The sequence below is a fragment of the Bacillus sp. FSL R9-9530 genome (assembly GCF_038008145.1).
GTDB classification, from domain to species: Bacteria; Bacillota; Bacilli; order Bacillales; family Bacillaceae_G; genus Bacillus_A; species Bacillus_A mycoides.
Window position 1 is genome coordinate 5075922 of the sequence record NZ_JBBOYO010000001.1, and the last position, 23091, is coordinate 5099012.

Below are 23091 nucleotides of genomic sequence, written 5' to 3' on the forward strand. Positions count from 1 at the left end.
GAGGTAATGTAATGGATAATAAAATCGTATATGTCGTATCTGACTCTGTAGGAGAAACGGCTGATTTGGTTGTTAGAGCGGCAATGGGACAGTTCCCATTCGCTCCTGATATTAGGCGTGTACCGTATGTAGAAGATACAGGGACATTAAAAGAAGTAATCTCGATTGCCAAGAGCAATCAAGCGCTTATTTGTTTTACGTTAGTAAAGCCTGATATGCGTCAATATTTATTGACAGAAGCGGCAAAAGAAGGAGTAGAGGCATACGATATTATCGGACCTCTTATCGATCAAATTGAAGGAATTACAGGGCAAGTACCAAGGTATGAGCCGGGTGTCGTTCGAAGATTAGATGAAGAGTACTTTAAAAAAATAGAAGCGATTGAATTTGCAGTTAAGTATGATGATGGTAGAGATGCACGTGGTATTTTAAAAGCTGATATCGTGTTGATTGGAATTTCACGTACATCAAAAACACCACTTTCACAATATTTAGCGCATAACAAACGTTTGAAAGTTGCTAATGTACCACTTGTACCGGAAGTGGATCCGCCTGAGGAATTATATCAAGTGGCAAAAGAGAAATGTTTCGGTTTGAAAATTATACCAGATAAGTTAAATCATATTCGAAAAGAACGATTGAAATCACTTGGATTAAGTGATGGAGCAACATATGCAAATATTAATCGTATTCAAGAAGAAATTGATCATTTTGAGGAAGTAATTAGTAAAATAAATTGTCAAGTGATTGATGTATCAAATAAGGCAATTGAAGAAACAGCAAATATTATTGTGAATGCAGTGCAAAACCAAAAAATGTTTTAGCACATTTACCAAAGGTGAATGTGCTTTTTTCGCTCGTGAGAAGGCGTTAGAGGAAGATGCGAAGTAGAGCATGAACTTTCGGCTTAGTAATAGAATATAGCGGAATGGTTATACTTATATTCTTCTGTTTTTTAATTATGCTAAAGGAACGATTTCGTTATCTTTAAGTGTAAGATGAAAATTAAAGGGATATGTAGCGTAGTTGAAGAAAATATATTATAATAAAAAATTGTGATAAAAACCTATATTTTACGTTTAGACTTTAATTTTTCAGAATAAACTAGGGATAGGATTTTCGAAAAAGACATGTATTTACGTTAAATCGACAAAATCTAGACAAGAAAACGCACATTATGGAAGGATTCACAGAAGGGATGTAGAATACAGAAATATGCAAAACATCAGATAAGATATTATTTGATGCAGATGCGTATCCCGTGAAGAATGCAATTGTGCAAGTTGGAACAAAATTTTATGTCGAAATTTTGTTTGTCGTATCCTATGCTCATCGTTCAAGAAAACAGCAAGGTAATTGGGTCTATGTAGATTCTGAGCAAGATGAAGTTGACTGTTATATTTATTAACATGCAAAAGCTACAGATCTCATGATCATACAGGCTATAGTGCTTCTTGCTAGTCTTCTTGTGAAAAAGGAGTATATGTATTGTCTCCAAGAGATACATTTGTAACAGATGAGCAAATGTATACAATTTTATATAGTAGTATGATCTGCGAATTTACGCAGACTGGGGACTTATACGAAAGGTCCAAAATCGTTTACACAATGTGATCGACAGTACTTTCTAACAAATTTAGAAAAATATTGTCGAATTATAAAGGAATCTTTTAATTTATATCGAATACAAAATACGACACGGAGATGGAGTTATGGGGAACAGAATTCCTGAAGAAGTTGTTGAACAGATTCGGACATCATCCGATATTGTAGAAGTGATTGGTGAGTATGTTCAACTTAGAAAGCAGGGGCGTAACTATTTCGGCCTTTGTCCATTTCATGGGGAGAATTCTCCTTCATTCTCTGTTTCATCTGATAAGCAAATTTTTCATTGTTTCGGATGTGGAGAAGGTGGAAATGTATTTTCTTTTCTTATGAAAATGGAAGGACTTGCTTTCACAGAGGCTGTTCAAAAGCTTGGCGAAAGAAATGGAATTGCAGTTGCAGAATATACATCAGGGCAAGGACAACAACAACAAGAAGACATATCTGATGACACTGTCATCATGCAACAGGCTCATGAACTTTTGAAAAAGTATTATCATCATTTATTAGTAAATACAGAAGAAGGAAATGAAGCACTTTCATATTTATTAAAACGTGGTATTACAAAAGAGATGATTGAGAAATTTGAAATTGGTTATGCATCACAAGCTTGGGATGCAGCAACGAAAATTTTACAAAAAAGAGGTTTGTCGCTATCTAGTATGGAACAGGCTGGCCTTCTTGTAAGAAGTGAGAAGGATGGCAGTCATTATGACCGCTTCCGCGGAAGAGTTATGTTTCCGATTTATACTTTACAAGGTAAGGTGATAGCGTTTAGTGGAAGGGCATTAGGAGATGACACTCCGAAATATTTGAATAGTCCTGAAACACCGATTTTTTACAAAAGTAAGCTGTTGTATAATTTCCACCAAGCAAGGCCGTTTATTAGAAAACGTGGGCAGGTTGTCCTTTTTGAAGGTTATGCCGATGTACTAGCCGCGGTGAAAAGTGGTGTGGAAGAAGCTGTTGCGACAATGGGAACAGCTTTAACCGAAGAACAAGCGAAACTTCTGCGACGTAACGTTGAAACTGTTGTTCTTTGCTATGATGGTGATAAAGCAGGGCGAGAAGCGACGATGAAAGCAGGGCAATTACTATTGCAAGTTGGTTGCCAAGTGAAAGTTACATCCTTGCCAGATAAGCTTGACCCTGATGAATATGTGCAACAATATGGGACAACCGCTTTTGAAAATCTTGTGAAATCAAGTATAAGTTTTGTTGGTTTCAAAATAAATTATTTGCGTTTAGGGAAAAATTTGCAAGATGAGTCTGGCAAAGAAGAATATGTAAAAAGTGTTTTAAAAGAGTTATCATTGCTACAGGATGCGATGCAGGCGGAATCATATTTAAAATCATTATCGCAAGAATTTTCGTATTCAATGGAAACACTTTTGAATCAATTGCACCAATATCGCAAAGAACAAAAGGTACAGCAAAAACAAATAAAGCAGGTTTCTAAGCCATCTCAAATTGTTCAAACGAAACCGAAATTAACAGGTTTTGAAAGGGCAGAAAGAGAAATTATTTACCATATGTTGCAAAGTGCAGAAGTGACAGTGCGTATGGAACCTCATATAGAAGATTTTTATACAGAAGAACATAAAGGGATTTTATATGAACTATACGCATATTATGAAAAGGGAAATGAACCTTCAGTCGGAACATTTTTAAGTTGGCTCTCTGATGAAAAGTTGAAAAATATTATTACTGATATTTCGACGGATGAATTTATTAATCCAGAGTACACAGAAGAAGCGTTACAAGGTCATTTGGAGGCGCTAAGACGCCATAAAGAAAAACTTGAAAAGATGGAAATTATCTTTAAAGTAAAACAAATGGAAAAAACAGATCCTGTAGAGGCTGCTAAATATTATGTGGCATATTTACAAAGTCAAAAAGCAAGAAAATAGCTTTTTCGATAAAGTTTTAGTATAATGAATGTTTGTATCTCGCGTAAGGAGGGGAACAGATGGCTGATAAACCAGCTCGTTCTAAACAAATTGAAACTGAAATGACCCTTGAGCAAGTGAAAGAACAACTCACTGAGCTCGGAAAAAAACGTGGCGTTCTTACATATGAAGAGATTGCAGAACGCATGAATGGATTTGAAATTGAATCCGATCAAATGGATGAATACTATGAATATTTAGGTGAACAAGGGATTGACTTAGTTGGTGACAATGACAACGACGAAGGTCCTAATAATCGTCAAATTACAAAAACGGAAGAAGAATTTGACCTTAATGATTTAAGTGTGCCGCCAGGTGTGAAAATCAATGACCCTGTTCGTATGTACTTAAAAGAAATTGGTCGTGTAGACTTACTATCTGCTGAAGAAGAAATTCGACTTGCGACACGTATTGAAGAAGGCGATGAAGAAGCAAAACGCCGTCTTGCAGAAGCAAACTTACGTCTTGTAGTAAGTATTGCAAAGCGCTACGTGGGCCGTGGTATGCTTTTCTTAGACTTAATCCAAGAAGGAAATATGGGTCTAATTAAGGCAGTTGAAAAGTTCGACTACCGTAAAGGTTTTAAATTTAGTACGTATGCAACTTGGTGGATTCGCCAAGCTATTACACGTGCGATTGCAGACCAAGCGCGAACAATTCGTATTCCAGTTCATATGGTTGAAACAATTAATAAGTTAATCCGTGTACAACGTCAATTATTACAAGATTTAGGACGCGAACCATCTCCTGAAGAGATTGGTGAAGAAATGGATCTTGCTCCAGAAAAAGTACGCGAAATCTTAAAGATTGCACAGGAGCCAGTTTCTCTTGAAACACCAATTGGTGAAGAAGACGACTCCCATTTAGGTGACTTTATCGAAGACCAAGAAGCAACATCGCCTGCGGACCATGCAGCGTATGAATTGCTAAAAGAACAATTAGAAGATGTGTTAGATACACTAACAGATCGTGAAGAAAATGTTCTGCGTCTTCGTTTTGGTTTAGATGATGGACGAACTCGTACGCTTGAAGAAGTTGGGAAAGTATTCGGCGTAACGAGAGAACGTATTCGTCAAATTGAAGCGAAAGCACTTCGCAAATTAAGACATCCAAGCCGTAGTAAGCGTCTTAAGGATTTCTTAGAATAGACTACCTTTAAGTTTACTTCACTTTTGTGAAGTAAACTTTTTTGTTTTGTTAATTTTTGTTAAAATTTATCTATCGGCAACGATTACAATTTCTTGTAATTTATTTTACAGAATTGTCTTTTGATTTGCAAATGCTCATTTTTCGATTTTTCGATTTATTTTGTTTATTATATACAAAATAATATGTAGAAAAGTAAAAAATATGATGAGAAACGTTAGTAATTATCGAAATAATATGCGATATAATAGTGAAAATCAATAAAATGAATTTACGGAATATTTTTAACAAGTAGTAGTTTGCTCTTTTCTGATAGGGCGTTTTCAAGTACAATATAAATGACTGAATCATCTAACTATTTAGCGGTATAGAGGGGGGAGAAGAGATATGAAACGTAATCCGTTGATTCCGTTCGCTCTTATTGCAGCATTAGGTATTATCGTTATGTTTGTATTTTCATTTCAGGGGCTAAATAAATCTAAAGAGTTAGCTGATGCAAAAAATGGTGGGAAACCAGCACAAACAGCATCAAAGCCAGAGGATATTGTAAAGCAAAGCTGTACGAGCTGTCATGGTGATCAGTTACAAGGAGCGGTAGGCCCTAATCTACAAAAAATTGGTGGGAAACTTTCAAAAGATGAAATTAAAGAAGTTCTGTCAAAAGGAAAAGGAAATATGCCAGCTAATTTAATTCCAGCTGATCAAGCAACGAAAGTAGCTGATTGGTTATCGAAGAAAAAATAAAGTATAGAAAAACAAGCCTTTTGCTTTTTGCAAAAGGCTTGTTTTTCTATACTTTCTAAAATACGATTAGTAATAGAGAATTGAAGTATTGTTATGGACTTGCAACAACTACTATAAATTCATTATCATGGAGACAGACTGAGAAGAGAAGGAGTAATGGAAATACATGAATGAAGTAAAGCTTTCGAAACGATTAGAAGAAGTTGTGAGGGAGATTCCGGTAGGCTCTACAGTAGCTGATATTGGATCGGATCATGCGTATTTACCGTGTTATACAATTATAAATAATATTGCTACAAAAGCAGTTGCAGGAGAGGTTGTAGATGGACCGTTTCGCTCTGCACAAGCAACTGTAGCTGAAAGTGGCTTACAAGATAAAGTAGACGTTCGTAAAGGGAATGGATTAGCTGTTATAGTGCCAGGAGAAGTAGATGTTATTACGATTGCTGGTATGGGTGGAGCGTTAATTCGTGACATTTTAGAAAGTGGTAAAGAAAAATTAGAAGGTGTAACACGTTTAATCTTACAGCCGAATATTGCAGCACACCATATCCGTGAATGGTTTATTGAAAATGGATGGGAGCTTATCCGTGAGAAAATTGTAATAGAAGACGGAAAGATTTACGAGATTTTAGTCGGAGAGCGAGGAGATACAGCAGTACCTTACTCTGGAAATAAACAAGCTGAATTGTTTATGGGTCCATTTTTAATAAAAGAAAAAAGTGAAGCTTTTATTGAAAAGTGGGAAGGGGAATTGAAAAACTTCCAAAATATTTTAAAACAGTTAGAACGTGCAGCAGAGTCTGAAGAGACAAAAGCGAAGCGTGCAGAAGTAGAAGCGAAAATGAAAATGATAGGAGAGGTTTTATCATGAGTAAAATTCCGAATGGTCATGAAATTATTTCTTTGTTTGAAGGTATGTATCCGAAGCATTTAGCGATGGAAGGGGATAAGATTGGCTTACAGATTGGAGCGCTTAATAAACCTGTCCAGCACGTATTAATCGCGTTAGATGTAACTGAGGAAGTTGTGGACGAGGCGATCCAATTAGGAGCGAATATCATTATAGCGCACCATCCTTTAATCTTTAATCCATTAAAAGCGATTCATACAGATAAGGCGTACGGAAGAATTATTGAAACGTGTATTAAAAATGATATTGCAATTTATGCCGCACATACAAATGTAGATATTGCTAAGGGCGGGGTAAATGATTTACTTGCTGATGCGTTAGGGTTACAAAATACAGAAGTATTAGCTCCTACATATGCAGAAGAAATGAAAAAAATTGTTGTATTTGTTCCAGTAACCCATGCAGAAGAAGTGCGCAAAGCTCTTGGAGATGCGGATGCAGGTCATATCGGTAATTATAGCCACTGTACGTTCGGTAGCGAAGGGGTAGGTACGTTTATCCCTCAAGAAGGTACAAATCCTTATATCGGAGAAACTGGGCAGTTAGAACGTGTGGAAGAGATACGTGTCGAAACGATTGTTCCAGCTTCATTACAAAGAAAAGTTATTAAAGCGATGTTGGCAGCCCATCCATATGAAGAAGTGGCATATGATGTATATCCGCTTGATAATAAAGGTGAAACATTAGGTCTTGGTAAAATAGGGTATTTACAAGAAGAAATGACGCTTGAGCAGTTTGCTTTACATGTGAAACAATCATTACATGTAAAGGGTGCAAGAGTTGTTGGAAAGTTAGATGATAAGGTGCGTAAAGTAGCTGTACTTGGTGGTGACGGTAATAAATATATAAACCAAGCGAAATTTAAGGGAGCAGATGTATATGTAACAGGTGATATGTATTATCATGTTGCTCACGATGCGATGATGATTGGTTTAAATATAGTTGATCCAGGACATAACGTTGAAAAAGTAATGAAGCAAGGTGTACAAAAACAATTGCAAGAAAAAGTAGATGTGAAGAAATTCAATGTACACATTCACGCTTCGCAGTTACATACAGATCCATTCACATTTGTATAAGAAAAATAAAAACCGTTGCTCATGTAGGCAACGGTTTTTATTATTGTTCTTTTTTCACTTTTACACGAGGTAGTATCTTTTGAAGTGGTACTTTTCGAATTCTGTCCCATGTAGCTGGATTCATTGGGTCATATTGATCTAAGAAAGCAATAACTTCTTTTGTAATTGGCGTTGGAGTAGAAGCACCTGCTGTAACAGCTACGTTTTCTACACCTTGTAGCCATTCTAATTGGATTTCACTTACGTCTGCAACGCGGTATGCTGTCGTACCAGCTATTTCTTGTGATACTTGTGCTAAACGGTTTGAGTTGTTACTTTTCGGATCACCGACAACAATTGTTAAATCTGCAACATCAGCTTGTTTAGCGACAGCTTCTTGGCGAACTTGAGTTGCTAAACAAATTTCCTTGTGGAATTCTGCTGTTGGGAATTTTTTCTGAATGTCCTCCATTAAATGTTGAACATCCCATTGACTCATTGTTGTTTGATTCGTAACTAAAATTTTATCCGTTGGAATTTCTAGTGTTTTTAAATCATCAGCTTTTTCGATAAGATGAACGATATCAGGTGCGATACCAACTGCGCCTTCTGGTTCTGGATGATTTTTTTTGCCGATATAAATGACATGGTATCCTTCAGCTTTCTTTGCTTCGATAAGGTCATGTGTTTTTGTAACATCTGGACAAGTTGCATCAATTGTCGTTAAACCTTTTTCTTTTGCACGTTGTTTAACTTCTGGAGAAACACCGTGTGCAGTGAAAATAACAGTACCAGAATCGATTTTATCTAAAATTTCTAATCGACTTGGACCGTCTAATGTAATGATGCCATCCTCTTCGAAAGCATCTGTGACATGCTTATTGTGAACAATCATACCTAAAATATAAATGGGTCTCGGTAATGATTTATCTAATGCGGCGTTACGTGCAATAACCATTGCGTCAACAACACCGTAGCAATAACCACGAGGGGAAATTTTAACAATCTTCATGTGAGTAATCCTCTCCTTCTAAACAAGGGATACTTTTGTGCATAGTCCATTACATTATAAAGGAGGAGTGGATAGAAAACAAAGGATTGTTACACATATAGTTTTGGTTTTGTTGCTGATTGTTGAACGGGTTCTTTCGGAACCTCTTTTTCTATTACCGGTTCAAGCACTATTTTTTTTCGTTTCCTTTTTGGAGGTGGAGGAGGTGGAGTTGCTACCTCAACCTGTTCTGTTGCATCTTCAGTTTGATTTTCTTCCGTACTTTTTCCAGAGGTGAGGATTTTAACAATGCTTGGTAGACTACGCATAATGGGACCGTACTGTTCGACAACAGGACCGACAGATTGCACGACTTGAGATACTTTTTCGATATTATTTATCATATTAGTTGGGTTCGAAATTAAATTTGAAAAAAAACTACCGATGCCGCTGCTAGATGCCGCTGCAGTTGTAGCTGACGCAGCACCACGTGTATCATTTGATTCATACATTTGAGGTGGTATCATCTGCTCTGGATATTGCTGCATGTATGGCTGATATTGTTGTGTATATTGTTGTTGGTATGGCTGTTGTTGTTGATATTGGGGCGGCGGTTGTTGGTGCATCATCGGTGGCCCTTCCATTTGTCGATAAGGAGGGACCATTTGCATGAAAGGTTCGGTTGGATCGTGTTTTTTAAAGAGTTTAGCAAGGAAACCTTTCTTTTTTTGAGCCATCGGTGGTAGTTGTGGAATCGGATATGGTGTGTAAGATTGTTGTCCTCGATTCGGATACATTTGTCTTATAGGGGATTTCGGAAACATGTGGGAAATCCTCCTTTCTTCAGTTAGGTATATACACATACAATATGCAATGGAAGGAAAGAAGGTTAGTTTTTGAGATAAAAACCTAAACTAAAGATGGATTTTACTTGTAGATTTCGATATAATGTAGACTTGACTGATTTGTGCGCAGTAGAAATTTTAGAAAGAAGGTGTAACTTATGACACTACAAACTTTTACACAGTATGATTTTAAACCATTTTTAATAGATGCAGTTCGTGAACTACGCTTTACAGAGCCAACAGGAATTCAAAAGAAAATTTTCCCGGTCGTGAAAAAAGGTGTGAGTATAATTGGACAATCCCAAACTGGTTCTGGGAAAACACATGCATACTTACTTCCTACATTAAACAGAATTGATGCAAGTCGTGAAGAGGTACAACTTGTTATTACAGCGCCTACTCGTGAGTTAGCACAACAAATTTACGAAGAAATTGTGAAACTAACAAAGTTCTGTGCAGAAGATCAAATGATTACAGCACGCTGTTTAATTGGTGGAACTGATAAACAACGATCAATTGAAAAGTTGAAAAAACAACCTCATATTGTAGTTGGAACGCCAGGACGTATTAAAGATTTAGTAGAAGAAAAGGCGCTATTTGTTTATAAAGCGGATACTATTATTGTCGATGAAGCGGACTTAATGCTTGATATGGGATTCATTCAAGATGTAGATAAAATTGCGGCACGTATGCCTAAAAATCTGCAAATGTTAGTTTTCTCTGCAACAATTCCTCAAAAATTAAAACCATTTTTGAAGAAATATATGGAGAATCCAGAACATATTCATATTAATCCGAAGCAAGTTGCAGCAGGAAATATTGATCATTACCTTGTGCCTTCAAGACACCGTAATAAAACTGAATTAGTGAAAAATATGCTACTTCAATTTAAACCATATTTAGCAATTGTCTTTACAAACACAAAGAAGAAGGCTGACGAAGTAGCCGATGGATTAGCAGAACGTGGATTAAAAGTAGGGCGTATACACGGTGATTTATCACCACGTGATCGTAGAAAAATGATGAAACAAGTTCGTGATTTAGAGTTCCAATACATTGTCGCAACAGATTTGGCGGCACGCGGTATTGATATTGAAGGAATTAGCCATGTTATTAACTATGAACTTCCACCAGATTTAGATTTCTTCGTTCACCGTGTTGGAAGAACTGCACGTGCGGGTCATTCAGGTATTGCAGTGACGATTTATGATCCAGCAAATGAAGAAGCGTTAGATAGTTTGGAAAAACAACGTCATATCGAGTTTAAACATGTAGATTTACGCGGAGATGAATGGGCGGATTTAGGTGACCGTCGTCGTCGTAAGAGCCGTAAAAAACCAAGTGATGGACTAGATGTTATGGCAACAAAAGTTGTTAAGAAGCCGAAAAAAGTAAAACCAAACTATAAACGAAAACTTGCAACAGAACGTGACAAAGTGAAGAAAAAATATAGCAATAAAAAAAGATAAGGGATTTCCCTTATTTTTTTTTTTATCTCACTGCTTGAGAGAAAGTCGATTAATGTAGACTAATAATTAGTGCGGGGTAGAAAAAACGTTGACTAAAGTTTCGCTTTATTGGGTTAATTTAAGTATAGAGTTCAGATTGTTTGAATAGTCTGTTTTATTTATGTAGTGCCTTTTGTGTGAACAAACAATTCGCTACATATTTCTACAAATTATGCTATCATTATATCTATTGTATATTGAAGAGGTGATTGTATGTTAAAGATTGGATCTCATGTTTCTATGAGTGGTAAGAAAATGTTATTAGCAGCAAGTGAAGAGGCTGTTTCATACGGTGCAACGACGTTTATGATTTATACAGGTGCACCGCAAAATACACGAAGAAAACCAATTGAAGAATTGAACATAGAAGCAGGAAGAAAACATATGGAACTAAACGGTATTGAAGAAATTATCGTACATGCGCCATACATTATTAATCTTGGGAATACGACGAAGCCAGAAACATTCCAATTAGGTGTAGACTTCCTTCGCATGGAAATTGAAAGAACATCGGCATTAGGTGTAGCGAAACAAATCGTTCTTCACCCAGGTGCGCACGTTGGTGCAGGAGCGGATGCTGGTATTCAACAAATTATTAAAGGGCTTAATGAAGTATTAACGCCAGAGCAGACGGTTAACATTGCGTTAGAAACGATGGCAGGAAAGGGAACGGAATGCGGTCGTAGCTTTGAAGAAATTGCGAAAATTATTGATGGTGTGAAATATAATGAAAAACTATCTGTATGTTTTGATACGTGTCATACGCATGATGCAGGTTATGACCTTGTAAATGATTTTGACGGTGTGTTAAACGAATTTGATAAAATTGTTGGGATAAATCGTTTACAAGTACTTCATATTAACGATAGCAAAAATGTACGCGGAGCTGGAAAAGACCGTCATGAAAATATTGGTTTTGGTCATATTGGCTATAAGGCATTGCATCACATTGTGCATCACCCACAACTTACGCACGTACCAAAAATTCTTGAAACGCCGTATGTAGGTGAAGATAAAAAAGATAAGAAGCCACCATATAAATTAGAAATCGAAATGCTGAAAAATGGTACTTTTGATGAAGGGATTCTTGAAAAAATTAAAGCGCAATAAGGAGGGGATTTTCCCCTCCTTATTTTAATAGCTGCTGAAATAAAATATTTACTTGTTGGGCAGTGGCAGGAGTAGTTACTTTAGCGATTTGTTTTAACAAATCTAGTCGCTCGGTATTATCGTAAATGTTAATGTTTTTCCCTTTCATAAGTAAAACGATTTTATCAGCTTGTGCAGTTGTGATTGGAACTTCGTATTCTTTACTATATTTCAATAGTTCTTTTGTAGAAATATGATTTAATTTTTTGTTCACAATTTGTTTAATGAGGTTCATCGTGTTGTCCTCCTTCACACGTTCTTCTATCGAAATATATGTACGCATAGCTTGTACATATTCGTATCAAGGTGCATTTTTTCAATGGGGAAAAGAAGCTTATGTTATAATATAAGAACAAAACTATAGATAAAGAGTATAAGGAGGACTTATGGAAAAAAAGCAACATCGAAAAGAAAGTGTTATTCATCTTGTATATCGTTTAGTTATGATTGTCTTTGGGGCAGCGTGTGCGGCGGTAGCGATTGAACTGTTTTTAATGCCAAATAAAATTATTGATGGTGGAATTATTGGTATTTCTCTTATATTAGATTATCTTACTCCTAATATTTGGTGGTTAAGCTTTTCTACTTTAGTTGTTATCCTCAACATTCCTTTTATGTACTCCGGGTATAAGCAAATTGGAAAAACATTCATGTTATCTTCAGCATTTGGAATTGTAGCTTTAGCATTTATTGAATCAACGTTGCATGCTATTCCGCCATTTACAACAGAGCCGATTTTAGCAACAGTTTTCGGCGGTCTTATTTTAGGGATTGGTGTAGGACTTGTTATTCGTCATGGTGGATCGTTAGACGGGACCGAGATTATGGGGATTCTATTAACGAAGAAATTACCGTTTTCTGTTGGTGAATTCGTAATGTTTGTGAACTTATTCATTTTTGCATGGGCAGCATTTGTTTTTGGTGTTGAACAAGCGATGTATTCTGTTATGACGTACTATATCGCATTCAAAACAATTGATACGGTAATTCAAGGATTAGACGAAACGAAAGCAGTTTTAATAGTATCGGATCAATATGAGGAAGTATCAAATGCGATTTTACACCGCCTTGGTCGTGGAACAACAAAACTTGTTGCTAAAGGTGGCTATACAGATAAAGAAAAAGAAGTTATTTATGCAGTTGTAACACGTCTGGAAGTGACGAAGTTAAAATCAATTGTGCATGAAATTGATGAAAACGCATTTGTTACGATTATGAATACACAAGAGACAAATGGTGGTAAGTTTAAATCAGCAATTCACTAAAAAGTTAATTGTAATATCTTTTGAAAGCAGAGAATTCTTCTCTGCTTTTTGTTATAATAATAAGGTTTCTTGAAATAAAGAATATATTTTAGGCAGATTGGTTTACAACTATAATAAGCTGTACTATAATTCAAATAGAGATAAATCGGAATCATTCTGAATTAAAATAGGTGAGATGCTATGAATAATATATTGGAAATAGAAGGATTAACGTTTCGGTATGAAGATCGCAACGTGTTAGAAGATATTAATTTGCAAGTTCCGAAGGGAGCTTTTTTAGGTTTAGTTGGACCGAATGGTTCAGGGAAATCGACTTTACTTAAATGCTTATTGGGTGTTTTAAAACCAAAGCAAGGAAGTATTAGATTGTTTGGCATTGATAGTAAGAAATTTAAAGAGTGGAATAAAGTTGGTTATGTATCCCAAAAGGCAAGTAGCTTTAACTCAGGTTTCCCGGCAACTGTTTTCGAGGTTGTTTCAATGGGGCTCGTTTCGAAAAAAGGGCTTTTTCGCTTTTTTACGAAAGACGATAATGCGAAAGTAGAAAAAGCGATTGCTGATGTAGGTATGAGCGAGTTTCGAGGTCGCAACATTGGAGAACTTTCTGGTGGACAACAACAGCGTGTATTTATTGCTCGTGCACTTGTAAGTGATCCGGAATTGCTTATTTTGGACGAGCCTACTGTTGGGATTGATGTGAAAAATGTGGCAAGTTTTTATGAGATACTAGAGGATTTAAACAAAAGATTGGGAATTACGTTAATTCTTGTTACGCACGATATGGGTGCTGTAACAGAGAAGGTGACGCATGTTGCATGTTTGAATCAGCATTTACATTTCCATGGGAATGTAGAGAAATTCCGAGAGTTAGAAGATGCAGAAATGTCGATTTTATATGGACATCATGTTCATCGCTTAGAACATGAACATGGGCATCACGGGAGGATATAATGATACAGGATTTTTTACAATATGATTTTTTACGTAATTCCTTATACGCTGGTATTTTAATAGGGCTTGTCGCACCACTTATCGGCGTGTTCGTTGTAATTCGCCGCATGTCGCTTATTGCGGATGCATTAAGTCATGTGACGTTATCAGGAATTGCAGCAAGTTTATTACTTGAAAAGACAATCTTTACCGGTGGGTTTTTAAACCCTTTATATATGGGGATGTTTTTTTCAATCGGTGGAGCATTGCTAATTGAAAAATTACGTACTGTATATAAACATTATCAAGAGTTAGCAATCCCGATTATACTTTCAGCAGGGATGGGGATTGGAGTTATCTTCATCTCACTTGCTAATGGATTCAATACGGATTTATTTAGTTATTTATTTGGTAGTGTAAGTGCTGTAACAAGTGCGGATTTAATTATTATTGGTATAGTAGCAATTGTTGTTATTGCGACGATTGTTTTATTATACAAAGAGTTGTTTTTACTATCATTTGATGAGGAATACGCTGTATCAACCGGTTTAAGTGCAAAGTGGATTCACTTTATCTTCATTATATTAGTTGCTCTTGTAATTGCGGTATCAATGCGTGTTGTAGGTGTTCTTCTCGTATCATCTTTAATGACGTTACCAGTTGCAGCAAGTATTCGTATTGCAAAAGGATTTAAACAAACAATTTTCTTTTCCATTTTATTTGGTGAAATTGCAGTAATTGGTGGAATGTTTGCTTCGTATCAACTTGATTTAGCTCCAGGTGGTACAATTGTTATGATAGCGGTTCTTATTTTAATTGGTGCAATTTTATGGAAAAAGAAAAAAACTGCATAAAGTAGGGATAGGTATGAATCTAACAGAAGCTTTACGCCTAATGAAGGAAAAGGGATACAAACATACAGGGAAAAGGGAAGAGATGCTGAGATTATTCGCAGCTCATAATCGTTATTTAACTGCGAAAGATGTTTTAGAGCATATGAAGGGTGATTATCCAGGACTTAGTTTTGATACGATTTATCGTAACTTAACGGTTTTTGCTGAAGTCGGTGTTTTAGAGCAAACGGAATTAAATGGTGAAAAGCATTTCCGTTTTACATGCTCCATTATGGAACATCATCATCATTTCATTTGTTTAGATTGTGGTGGTACGAAAGAGATTAATTCCTGCCCGATGGATTTTATGAATAAAGATTTTAAAGGTTATGAGGTAACGGGGCATAAGTTTGAAATATATGGTCGTTGCCCAAAATGTGCAAAATGAGAGGGCTCGTCAGTTATATAACTGACGAGTTTTTAATTTGAATGTAAAAAAAGGTTGCTCACAAAAATTGTGGCAACCTTCTTTTTATTGTTCTTGTTTTTCTTTTTCTTTTTCTCGTTCAGCAGCCATTTCAGCAGCGATTACATCAATTTCTTTTTTCAGTTCTTCTACCATTGTTTCTTCTGGTACTTTACGAACGACTTGCCCTTTACGGAATAATAAACCTTCTCCGCGTGCACCGGCAATACCGATGTCAGCTTCACGAGCTTCACCAGGACCGTTTACGGCACAGCCGAGTACTGCAACCTTAATTGGAACTTTAAGTGTGGAGATGTATTCTTCGACTTCATTAGCAATGCTAATTAGGTCGATTTCAATACGACCACAAGTTGGACAAGAAATAAGTGTTGCGGCATTAGATGCAAGACCGAATGATTTTAATAGTTCACGTGCAACTTTTACTTCTTCAACTGGATCAGCGCTTAAAGAGATACGAAGTGTATTTCCGATGCCTTTACTTAAAATTGCTCCAAGACCGGCGGCGCTTTTTACAGTCCCAGCAAACAATGTTCCTGATTCTGTAATACCTAAATGTAATGGATAATCAAAAGCGCGAGCAGCTTTTTCGTATGCTTCAATTGCTAAGTTAACATCAGAGGCTTTCATTGATACGATAATATCGTGGAAATCTAAGTCCTCTAAAATTTTAATATGGTGCAGTGCGCTCTCGACCATACCATCAGCAGTTGGATATCCATACTTTTCTAAAATATGACGTTCTAATGAGCCGGCATTTACACCGATACGGATTGGAATGCCACGCTCTTTCGCTGCATTTACAACAGCTTCTACTTTATGGCGACGTCCAATGTTACCTGGATTGATACGTACTTTATCAATGCCGCCTTCGATTGCTTTTAAAGCAAGGCGGTAATCAAAATGAATATCAGCAACAAGTGGAATGTTGATTTGTTTTTTAATATCAGCAATAGCATTTGCTGCGCGTTCGTCTGGAACAGCAACACGAACAACTTGACAGCCAGCTTCTTCTAAACGTTTAATTTCAGCAACTGTAGCCTCAACATCATGCGTTTTTGTTGTCGTCATACTTTGTATAATTAATTCATTGTTACCGCCAATTGTTAAATTACCGACTTTAACTGGACGTGTTTTTGTGCGTTGAGTCATTTCATTCACGAATTGATCGCTCTCCTTATAAAAGAAGTTTCTTATTTTAGTCCCTTACATCAATGATAGTATGTGTGAGAAAGGGCTATAGAAACCAAAGTACTCGGTTTCACTTTTACTATTGTATCAGCGCCTTTATGTAATTGACAAGGATTAAGTGATTGCTTATTGATATAAGGGGAATTTATAAGACTTTCCAACTTGGATTTTTGTAGCAGATGTATTTTTATTTAATTGCTTAAAATCATCAATTACTTTTTCAATAGAAGGAATTTTTTTCTTATTAATCGCTTCTGTAATAGAAAGAACGGTATCGCCAGTTTTTACTTCGATTGCTTTATAAGCTGTATCCGTTTCTTTCTCTTTATTTTGTTTTGTATCTGTATTTTCTTTTTTTATCGTTTGGGCAGCAGATGTTTTTTTGTATGAACTTAACATCGGTAAAGTACCGATTTTTATGTCGTAATAAAATATATAACCGAGGACAAGCACGAATAAGAGTACACCTAATCTCTTCATATCCTTCACTCCTTTGCTAGGAATATATGCTTGTCCAAAAAAAAAATGCCTATTTAGGCATTTTTTTATAGTTCTTGTTTTTCTTTCGGCTTTGGAACTTCTTTAATTGTTAAGTATAGAACGATTAAAACAACTGCAATGTAAATGAATGTTGCGCCAGGTACGTTTATTTTGAATAAATCCATAATCATAAAGAAGATTGTTGGAATTGTGTAGCTGTAAGCAGTTAATGTCCAAACTTGTTTATAAGATAATTTGCGTTGACCGCTCATCGCAGAACCGATGAAGGCAAGCAATGTAACTCCTACAAAGGTAATAAATAATTGGAACAAGTACAGTAAGAACCCAATAACGAATAATAAGATTGGATAAATACTGTCAAATAACGAAATGAAATCTTGTAAATCTTTTTTCTCAAGAGATGCGCCTAATAAGTCATTATAGGAGTATGTTTGTGTTTGACCATTCCCCATGGAGACTACTTTATCTTTTAAAACAAATAAACCTGTTTTATTTTGATATTTTTCTAAGTCTGTTGAATTTGGATCAAATACGAAAAGGGCATTTCCATCTTCTTTTTCGATAGGTTGATCAATATCAGCTGTTAGCTCGCCATTTTCAATTTTAAAATCAGGTAAATCTTTTTCGATTACTTTATTTACCATGTTAACACCATCTTGAATAACGCTACCGTACAAGAAAGTTCTTGGAATAGTAGTGATTAGGCAAAGAAGCATAATATACAAAATGGTTTTACCGATTTTTTGAAAACGGAAAAGCGCCATATCTTTAGGCGAATATACGCTTTTTGCTAGCTGTGTAAAAATGGACATAGATTCACTTCCTTTATGTATGTATAAAATCATTGTAACGTACGAATCTAGAGAAGCTCAAGATATATTATATTTACATATAGTAGAGAAGACTAAATTCCTTCTTATTAATTTACTTCTTTTAGTAGAGAAAAATACAATTGACACTTTTCTTTCGTATATGGTAAATTTATCTTACATTTTTCAAACGATATATCCGATTGGAATTTAGTTGTTTTTAATGGTACATACATAATCGTGGACCCTTAGCTCAGTTGGTTAGAGCAGACGGCTCATAACCGTCCGGTCGTAGGTTCGAGTCCTACAGGGTCCATATCCATTTCATATGTTTATTATGTCAGCAGGAAGCTTCCTTGTAGAAGGAAGCTTTTTTTCGGAATATATGAGCATTTTAATTGAAAAGAAGTGGGAATTTTGCTACTTTAATGATAGCAAGACAAAGCGATTTATTTGTTTGCACCCTATGGCAATTAGGGTAGAATGAAGTTGTATGTCACTTAAGTGACAATACATAAACCGGGAGGAATATAACAATGGCAAAACACGAATTACCAAATTTACCTTATGCGTATGATGCTTTAGAACCTCACTTTGATAAAGAAACAATGAATATCCATCATACAAAACATCACAACACGTATATTACAAACTTAAACGCTGCTTTAGAAGGTCATGCAGAATTAGCTGACAAAAGCGTTGAAGAATTAGTTGCAAACTTAAACGAAGTACCTGAAGCAATCCGTACAGCAGTACGTAACAATGGTGGCGGACATGCTAACCATACATTCTTCTGGACAATCCTATCTCCAAACGGCGGGGGACAACCAGTAGGCGAACTTGCAACTGCGATTGAAGCGAAATTCGGTAGCTTCGATGCATTCAAAGCAGAATTCGCAAAAGCTGGCGCAACTCGCTTCGGTTCTGGTTGGGCTTGGTTAGTAGTAAATAATGGTGAGTTAGAAGTAACAAGCACTCCAAACCAAGATTCTCCTCTAACTGAAGGTAAGACTCCAGTTATCGGTTTAGATGTTTGGGAGCATGCTTACTACTTAAATTACCAAAACCGTCGTCCTGACTACATCGGTGCATTCTGGAACGTTGTAGATTGGAACGTTGCTGAAAAACTTTACCAAGAAGCAAAATAATTAAAGCTAATACAGCTAGAAAAAAGCTAGGGGGTTTTCTCCTAGCTTTTTTCTATGTTCTCCTTTTACATAATTGAGCTTTTCTTTGGAAGACTAGAACATGAAGTAAAGGAGAGTTGTGTATGAAGTGGAAACATGTAATCGGTGATGTTGAAGTGAATCGGGATTTAGTATTATTGCTCGTTATAGGAGGTTTATACACGCTCGCAATTTCTTTATCGAATACGTTTGTAAACATTTATTTATGGAAGCAAACACAAAATTATGTGAATCTGGGCTTGTATAATTTGGCCAGCGTTGTATTGCAGCCTCTAACATTTCTTGTGGGCGGGAAATTAGCGAAACGTATTGATCGCTCGATTTTATTGAGAATCGGTGTAGGCACGTTAGCTGTTTTTTTTATCGTCGTTTTAGTAGCGGGAAAAAGTGCATCTCACTATATTTTGTTAATGGGAGCCCTTTTAGGAGTTGGTTATGGTTTTTATTGGCTCGCTTTTAACTTGTTGACATTTGAGATTACAGAACCAGAAACAAGAGATTTTTTTAACGGTTTTCTAGGACTTCTTACATCGTTTTCTGGAATGATTGGACCGATAGCAGCAGGATATACAATTTCATGTATGGAAAAATGGAGTGGTTATACTGTCGTTTTCTTCCTCTCGTTAATGCTATTTGCGGTTGCAGTTGTTCTAAGCTTTTTTTTATCGAAGAGGGAATGTGAAGGAAGCTATGAAATTGTGCAAGTATTGAAAGAGCGGCAAGTTGATGAAAACTGGGGAAGAATTACGCGCGCTCATTTCTTCCAAGGTTTGAGAGAGGGAACGTTTATTTTCGTTATTTCGGTATATGTCTATTTAGCATCTGGTAGCGAGTTAGCACTAGGGAAATATAGTTTAGTGAATTCTGCAGTATCATTTGTATGCTATTATTTAGTTGCTCGTATGTTAAAGAAAGAATGGCGAAAAAAAGCAATTTTACTTGGTGGCATTATTTTATATGCGGTCGTATTTTTAGTTATTTTTAATGTTACATATACGAAATTACTTATTTATGCAGCATGTATTGCAGTTGCATATCCGATTTTACTCGTTCCGTACGGCTCAATGACATACGATGTAATTGGTAGAGCAAAACAGGCGAGAGAATGGCGTGTAGAATATATAGTGGTCAGGGAATTATGGTTAAATGCCGGAAGAATCTGTTCCATTTTAAGTTTTTTATGTGCTGTCATATTTTTTCCGCCTGAAAAAAGTTTACCTTTCTTACTATGTATTTTAGGAGCTGGACATTTCCTTATTTATTTTGCAGTTAAAAATGTCAAATATGATGAGGGGAATGTGAACAAAACCAGTGTTGTAGCGCAAGGAAGCACGCAGAATCAAACTGAACCAGAAGGTTAACTTATCGCGTGTTTTATGCTAGAATAGAAAAAGATGTAAGACAGCAGTGAGGGCACCTGTATGAAGGTGTCCCTTTCACATTACATAGCTGTTGGTAGAGGGGGTTTGTATGAGCAAGAAGCAGAAACAACAAAAGAAAAAGACCCACGTTCCTTTTCGGTTAAACGTGTTGTTTTTTTGCGTGTTTTTAATGTTCTCCGCGGTTATTGTAAGGCTTGGATACGTACAAATTGTTCGTGGTGAGGAATATAAAAATGAAGTTGAGAAAAAAGAAAACTCAACGATAAGTAATCCTGTACCACGCGGGAAAATATTTGATCGTAATGGAGAAGCGGTCGTAGATAATGAGCCTATTCGTACAATTACATTTACAAAAATGAAGGGATCAACTGCAGCAGACCGCTTAGAGACGGCGAAAAAGTTAGCAGATTTAATTGAAGTCCCAACAGATAAGTTAACAGATCGCGATAAGAAAGATTATTGGCTTGCTTTACATAAAGAAGAAGCAGAAGCAAAAATCACAAAAAAAGATCGTGAAGAGTTTAAAGCGAATAAAATTGACGATAAAGAACTAGATGAACGTCAACGAAATCGTGTAACAGAAGAAGAGATTAATCAACTGTCAGCAAAAGATTTAGAAATATTGGCGATCAAAAGTAAGATGGAAAGCGGATATGCAATGACGCCGCAAATCGTTAAAAAAAATGCAACACCGGAAGAATACGCGATTATTAGTGAAAATTTAGCGAAATTACCAGGTGTAGATACAAATGTTGACTGGGAGCGAAAATATAAGTATGACGATATGTTCCGAAGTGTACTTGGTGGTGTAACTTCTTCTGATGAAGGGTTACCGAGAGAAAGATTAGATCACTATCTTGTTCGTGATTATAATCGTAACGATCGCGTAGGAAAAAGTTACCTTGAGCAACAGTACGAAGATAGTTTACACGGCACAAAAGCTGAAGTTAGAAATGTTACAGATAAAGAGGGTAATATTTTAGAAACTATTAATGTGTCACAAGGACAACGAGGTAACGATCTAAATTTAACGATCGATATGAAATTACAAAAGCGCGTAGAAGAAATTCTTACAAAAAACTTAATGAGATTTAAAGGGAGCGAACCTCTTTTAGACCGTGCATTCGTTGTAATGATGAACCCGAAAAATGGTGAAGTTTTATCTATGGCGGGGAAACAATTAGTGAATAAAGACGGGGAAACGAAAGTAGATGATTTTGCATTAGGAACGATGACAAGTTCTTATCCGATGGGTTCAACTGTAAAAGGTGCGACAGTACTTACGGGATATCAAACTGGTGCGATTCAACCTGGAGCTGTACAGTATGATGAACCGATTAAATTAAAAGGGACACCTACGAAGTCATCTTGGAAAACGATGGGGTATATTAATGACCTGACAGCGTTAAAAATGTCTTCTAACGTTTATATGTTTAAAACAGCGATGAATATCGCTGGGGTTCCATATGTACGAGGCGGTACGTTAGATATTCCGAAAAGTGCGTTCGATACTATGCGTTACTATTTTGGTCAGTTTGGACTTGGTGTGAAAACAGGAATTGATTTGCCAAATGAAACTGCTGGTCAAATAGGTAAAGGAAATCAACCAGGTTTCTTATTAGATTTATCAATCGGGCAGTATGATACGTATACACCGCTTCAATTAGCGCAATATATTTCGACGATTGCAAATGGTGGATATCGTATGCAACCCCAAGTTGTAAAGGAAATTCGTCAGCCATCGGCGAAGCCAGAGGAAGTTGGAAAAGTTGTTCAATCCATGGAACCGAAAGTATTAAATCGTGTTGATATGCCTGAATCACAAATTAAACGTGTTCAAGAAGGATTTAGACAAGTGTTTAACGATACAGGTGGTACAGCTACAAAATACTTTGCAGGTGCACCGTATAAAGCCGCTGGGAAAACAGGTACAGCTCAAACTGTATATGGCGGAGATAAAGAGATTGGTAGAAATGCAAAAGGTGAGCGTGTTGAAACATATAACTTAACATTAGTAGGTTATGCCCCGCTCGAAGATCCAGAAGTAGCATTTTCTGTTGTTGTGCCATGGGTACACGATGATAAAACAGGGATTAATGGATATATCAGTCGTGAAATAATGGACGCTTACTTTGAGTTGAAAAAACAAGCATTAACTGGTGAAGCTCCGCAAGATGAAAAAGCGAAAAAAAATAAAAATCAAGATGATGAATAAAAAAGTTGTAAAAAAAGCACACTATCTGAAAAGATAGTGTGCTTTTTTTTATGCCTTACGCATATGGTTTAGTAAATGTGGACAAGCATAAAATATTGAAAAAACATGTAGTTTCAAAAACGATGAACACAACAAGATTAGTGCATACGCTCTAAGTTTGTTGTGTGTGATAGGCGATAGCAGTTTTATCCCGCGTTTGAGGGCGGTAAAATTCCCACCTCAAAATTCAGCTGGAGCAAAGAAGTTAGGTGGGAGCCCTGCTGCCCGTAAACGCCCGATTGGTGAGGGCTAATAATCAGTGGGGGAATGAACAAAACCCCCACTGATTAAAGTTTCGCTTTATGGATGATTAGAAAATTTCCTGCATCTAAAGTACAAAAGTGAAA

22 protein-coding genes and 1 tRNA gene are annotated in these 23091 nt (G+C 36.4%); 17 read left to right on the forward strand and 6 right to left on the reverse strand.

What is annotated here, in order from left to right; translation table 11 throughout:
* Positions 1-11: 11 nt before the first annotated feature.
* From MKX66_RS25740 to MKX66_RS25765, 6 genes are all read left to right on the forward strand, one after another.
* Positions 12-824, forward strand: coding sequence for a pyruvate, water dikinase regulatory protein (locus MKX66_RS25740; RefSeq protein WP_070144890.1), 813 nt, complete (start codon positions 12-14; stop codon positions 822-824).
* An 888-nt stretch (positions 825-1712) separates the two neighbouring features.
* A complete protein-coding gene (gene dnaG, locus MKX66_RS25745) occupies positions 1713-3515 on the forward strand; it encodes a DNA primase (RefSeq protein ID WP_002015179.1) in 1803 nt (600 codons plus the stop codon).
* Between the two features lie 59 nt (positions 3516-3574).
* Entirely contained in the window at positions 3575-4702 is a 1128-nt protein-coding gene (gene rpoD, locus MKX66_RS25750; protein WP_000764062.1) for an RNA polymerase sigma factor RpoD, read from the forward strand.
* Positions 4703-5087: 385 nt separating this feature from the next.
* Complete coding sequence (gene cccA, locus MKX66_RS25755; protein ID WP_002015178.1) at positions 5088-5444, forward strand: cytochrome c550; 357 nt, start codon at positions 5088-5090, stop codon at positions 5442-5444.
* A 166-nt stretch (positions 5445-5610) separates the two neighbouring features.
* On the forward strand, positions 5611-6318 hold the full coding sequence (locus MKX66_RS25760) for a tRNA (adenine(22)-N(1))-methyltransferase (RefSeq protein ID WP_002034049.1): 708 nt from the start codon (positions 5611-5613) through the stop codon (positions 6316-6318).
* On the forward strand, positions 6315-7436 hold the full coding sequence (locus tag MKX66_RS25765; RefSeq protein WP_033709430.1) for a Nif3-like dinuclear metal center hexameric protein: 1122 nt from the start codon (positions 6315-6317) through the stop codon (positions 7434-7436). The genes MKX66_RS25760 and MKX66_RS25765 overlap by 4 nt, the downstream gene beginning before the upstream one ends.
* 40 nt (positions 7437-7476) lie before the next feature.
* Here MKX66_RS25765 and MKX66_RS25770 read toward each other — a convergent pair whose 3' ends face one another.
* Together MKX66_RS25770 and vrrA are read right to left on the reverse strand one after the other, a co-directional pair.
* Positions 7477-8427, reverse strand: a complete 951-nt coding sequence (locus MKX66_RS25770; protein WP_002015175.1) for a 4-hydroxy-3-methylbut-2-enyl diphosphate reductase — start codon at positions 8425-8427, stop codon at positions 7477-7479.
* An 89-nt stretch (positions 8428-8516) separates the two neighbouring features.
* Positions 8517-9230 (reverse strand): VrrA/YqfQ family protein, encoded by a 714-nt coding sequence (gene vrrA / locus MKX66_RS25775; protein ID WP_002138368.1) that lies wholly within the window; start codon positions 9228-9230, stop codon positions 8517-8519.
* A 179-nt stretch (positions 9231-9409) separates the two neighbouring features.
* Between vrrA and MKX66_RS25780 the strand changes: the two genes are divergently transcribed.
* On the forward strand, positions 9410-10720 hold the full coding sequence (locus MKX66_RS25780) for a DEAD/DEAH box helicase (RefSeq protein ID WP_002015172.1): 1311 nt from the start codon (positions 9410-9412) through the stop codon (positions 10718-10720).
* A 252-nt stretch (positions 10721-10972) separates the two neighbouring features.
* Positions 10973-11869, forward strand: a complete 897-nt coding sequence (locus MKX66_RS25785; protein ID WP_002088660.1) for a deoxyribonuclease IV — start codon at positions 10973-10975, stop codon at positions 11867-11869.
* Positions 11870-11888: 19 nt separating this feature from the next.
* Here the strand turns inward: MKX66_RS25785 and MKX66_RS25790 are convergent, their stop codons facing one another.
* The gene (locus MKX66_RS25790) at positions 11889-12143 is read right to left on the reverse strand and encodes a DUF2624 domain-containing protein (RefSeq protein WP_002088657.1); all 255 of its coding nucleotides are present in this window, start codon (positions 12141-12143) and stop codon (positions 11889-11891) included.
* 151 nt (positions 12144-12294) lie between these two features.
* On the opposite strand from MKX66_RS25790, the gene MKX66_RS25795 reads away from it, so the two are divergent.
* The 4 genes from MKX66_RS25795 (at position 12295) to MKX66_RS25810 (ending at position 15384) form a co-directional block, all read left to right on the forward strand.
* Complete coding sequence (locus tag MKX66_RS25795; protein ID WP_002015168.1) at positions 12295-13173, forward strand: YitT family protein; 879 nt, start codon at positions 12295-12297, stop codon at positions 13171-13173.
* A gap of 180 nt (positions 13174-13353) precedes the next feature.
* Positions 13354-14124 (forward strand): metal ABC transporter ATP-binding protein, encoded by a 771-nt coding sequence (locus MKX66_RS25800; protein WP_002015167.1) that lies wholly within the window; start codon positions 13354-13356, stop codon positions 14122-14124.
* Complete coding sequence (locus MKX66_RS25805; RefSeq protein ID WP_002015165.1) at positions 14124-14957, forward strand: metal ABC transporter permease; 834 nt, start codon at positions 14124-14126, stop codon at positions 14955-14957. Before MKX66_RS25800 ends, MKX66_RS25805 begins: the two co-directional genes overlap by 1 nt.
* Positions 14958-14970: 13 nt before the next feature.
* Positions 14971-15384 carry a Fur family transcriptional regulator gene (locus MKX66_RS25810; RefSeq protein ID WP_002015164.1) on the forward strand — a complete coding sequence of 138 codons (414 nt, stop codon included), beginning with the start codon at positions 14971-14973 and terminating at the stop codon, positions 15382-15384.
* Between the two features lie 84 nt (positions 15385-15468).
* Here MKX66_RS25810 and ispG read toward each other — a convergent pair whose 3' ends face one another.
* The 3 genes from ispG to yqgB form a co-directional block, all read right to left on the reverse strand.
* Complete coding sequence (gene ispG, locus MKX66_RS25815) at positions 15469-16572, reverse strand: flavodoxin-dependent (E)-4-hydroxy-3-methylbut-2-enyl-diphosphate synthase (RefSeq protein WP_161793976.1); 1104 nt, start codon at positions 16570-16572, stop codon at positions 15469-15471.
* A gap of 165 nt (positions 16573-16737) precedes the next feature.
* Positions 16738-17091 (reverse strand): hypothetical protein, encoded by a 354-nt coding sequence (locus MKX66_RS25820; RefSeq protein ID WP_002145711.1) that lies wholly within the window; start codon positions 17089-17091, stop codon positions 16738-16740.
* 65 nt (positions 17092-17156) lie between these two features.
* A complete protein-coding gene (gene yqgB, locus MKX66_RS25825) occupies positions 17157-17924 on the reverse strand; it encodes a protein YqgB (RefSeq protein ID WP_002034056.1) in 768 nt (255 codons plus the stop codon).
* Positions 17925-17943: 19 nt separating this feature from the next.
* Between yqgB and MKX66_RS25830 the strand changes: the two genes are divergently transcribed.
* The 5 genes from MKX66_RS25830 (at position 17944) to MKX66_RS25850 (ending at position 22705) form a co-directional block, all read left to right on the forward strand.
* A complete protein-coding gene (locus MKX66_RS25830; protein WP_033728250.1) occupies positions 17944-18135 on the forward strand; it encodes a hypothetical protein in 192 nt (63 codons plus the stop codon).
* Positions 18136-18163: 28 nt separating this feature from the next.
* Positions 18164-18237 (forward strand) — tRNA-Ile (locus MKX66_RS25835).
* A 220-nt stretch (positions 18238-18457) separates the two neighbouring features.
* The gene (gene sodA, locus MKX66_RS25840) at positions 18458-19069 is read left to right on the forward strand and encodes a superoxide dismutase [Mn] (protein WP_001052029.1); all 612 of its coding nucleotides are present in this window, start codon (positions 18458-18460) and stop codon (positions 19067-19069) included.
* Positions 19070-19191: 122 nt separating this feature from the next.
* Positions 19192-20469 carry an MFS transporter gene (locus tag MKX66_RS25845; protein ID WP_341087408.1) on the forward strand — a complete coding sequence of 426 codons (1278 nt, stop codon included), beginning with the start codon at positions 19192-19194 and terminating at the stop codon, positions 20467-20469.
* A gap of 109 nt (positions 20470-20578) precedes the next feature.
* The gene (locus MKX66_RS25850; protein WP_215590186.1) at positions 20579-22705 is read left to right on the forward strand and encodes a peptidoglycan D,D-transpeptidase FtsI family protein; all 2127 of its coding nucleotides are present in this window, start codon (positions 20579-20581) and stop codon (positions 22703-22705) included.
* Positions 22706-23091: the final 386 nt, after the last annotated feature.

Coding starts and splice junctions, on each gene's coding strand:
- MKX66_RS25740 (WP_070144890.1), top strand. CDS start 12: ATGGATAATAAAATCGTATATGTCGTATCTGACTCTGTAGGAGAAACG.
- dnaG (WP_002015179.1), top strand. CDS start 1,713: ATGGGGAACAGAATTCCTGAAGAAGTTGTTGAACAGATTCGGACATCA.
- rpoD (WP_000764062.1), top strand. CDS start 3,575: ATGGCTGATAAACCAGCTCGTTCTAAACAAATTGAAACTGAAATGACC.
- cccA (WP_002015178.1), top strand. CDS start 5,088: ATGAAACGTAATCCGTTGATTCCGTTCGCTCTTATTGCAGCATTAGGT.
- MKX66_RS25760 (WP_002034049.1), top strand. CDS start 5,611: ATGAATGAAGTAAAGCTTTCGAAACGATTAGAAGAAGTTGTGAGGGAG.
- MKX66_RS25765 (WP_033709430.1), top strand. CDS start 6,315: ATGAGTAAAATTCCGAATGGTCATGAAATTATTTCTTTGTTTGAAGGT.
- MKX66_RS25770 (WP_002015175.1), bottom strand. CDS start 8,427: ATGAAGATTGTTAAAATTTCCCCTCGTGGTTATTGCTACGGTGTTGTT.
- vrrA (WP_002138368.1), bottom strand. CDS start 9,230: ATGTTTCCGAAATCCCCTATAAGACAAATGTATCCGAATCGAGGACAA.
- MKX66_RS25780 (WP_002015172.1), top strand. CDS start 9,410: ATGACACTACAAACTTTTACACAGTATGATTTTAAACCATTTTTAATA.
- MKX66_RS25785 (WP_002088660.1), top strand. CDS start 10,973: ATGTTAAAGATTGGATCTCATGTTTCTATGAGTGGTAAGAAAATGTTA.
- MKX66_RS25790 (WP_002088657.1), bottom strand. CDS start 12,143: ATGAACCTCATTAAACAAATTGTGAACAAAAAATTAAATCATATTTCT.
- MKX66_RS25795 (WP_002015168.1), top strand. CDS start 12,295: ATGGAAAAAAAGCAACATCGAAAAGAAAGTGTTATTCATCTTGTATAT.
- MKX66_RS25800 (WP_002015167.1), top strand. CDS start 13,354: ATGAATAATATATTGGAAATAGAAGGATTAACGTTTCGGTATGAAGAT.
- MKX66_RS25805 (WP_002015165.1), top strand. CDS start 14,124: ATGATACAGGATTTTTTACAATATGATTTTTTACGTAATTCCTTATAC.
- MKX66_RS25810 (WP_002015164.1), top strand. CDS start 14,971: ATGAATCTAACAGAAGCTTTACGCCTAATGAAGGAAAAGGGATACAAA.
- ispG (WP_161793976.1), bottom strand. CDS start 16,572: ATGACTCAACGCACAAAAACACGTCCAGTTAAAGTCGGTAATTTAACA.
- MKX66_RS25820 (WP_002145711.1), bottom strand. CDS start 17,091: ATGAAGAGATTAGGTGTACTCTTATTCGTGCTTGTCCTCGGTTATATA.
- yqgB (WP_002034056.1), bottom strand. CDS start 17,924: ATGTCCATTTTTACACAGCTAGCAAAAAGCGTATATTCGCCTAAAGAT.
- MKX66_RS25830 (WP_033728250.1), top strand. CDS start 17,944: ATGTATAAAATCATTGTAACGTACGAATCTAGAGAAGCTCAAGATATA.
- sodA (WP_001052029.1), top strand. CDS start 18,458: ATGGCAAAACACGAATTACCAAATTTACCTTATGCGTATGATGCTTTA.
- MKX66_RS25845 (WP_341087408.1), top strand. CDS start 19,192: ATGAAGTGGAAACATGTAATCGGTGATGTTGAAGTGAATCGGGATTTA.
- MKX66_RS25850 (WP_215590186.1), top strand. CDS start 20,579: ATGAGCAAGAAGCAGAAACAACAAAAGAAAAAGACCCACGTTCCTTTT.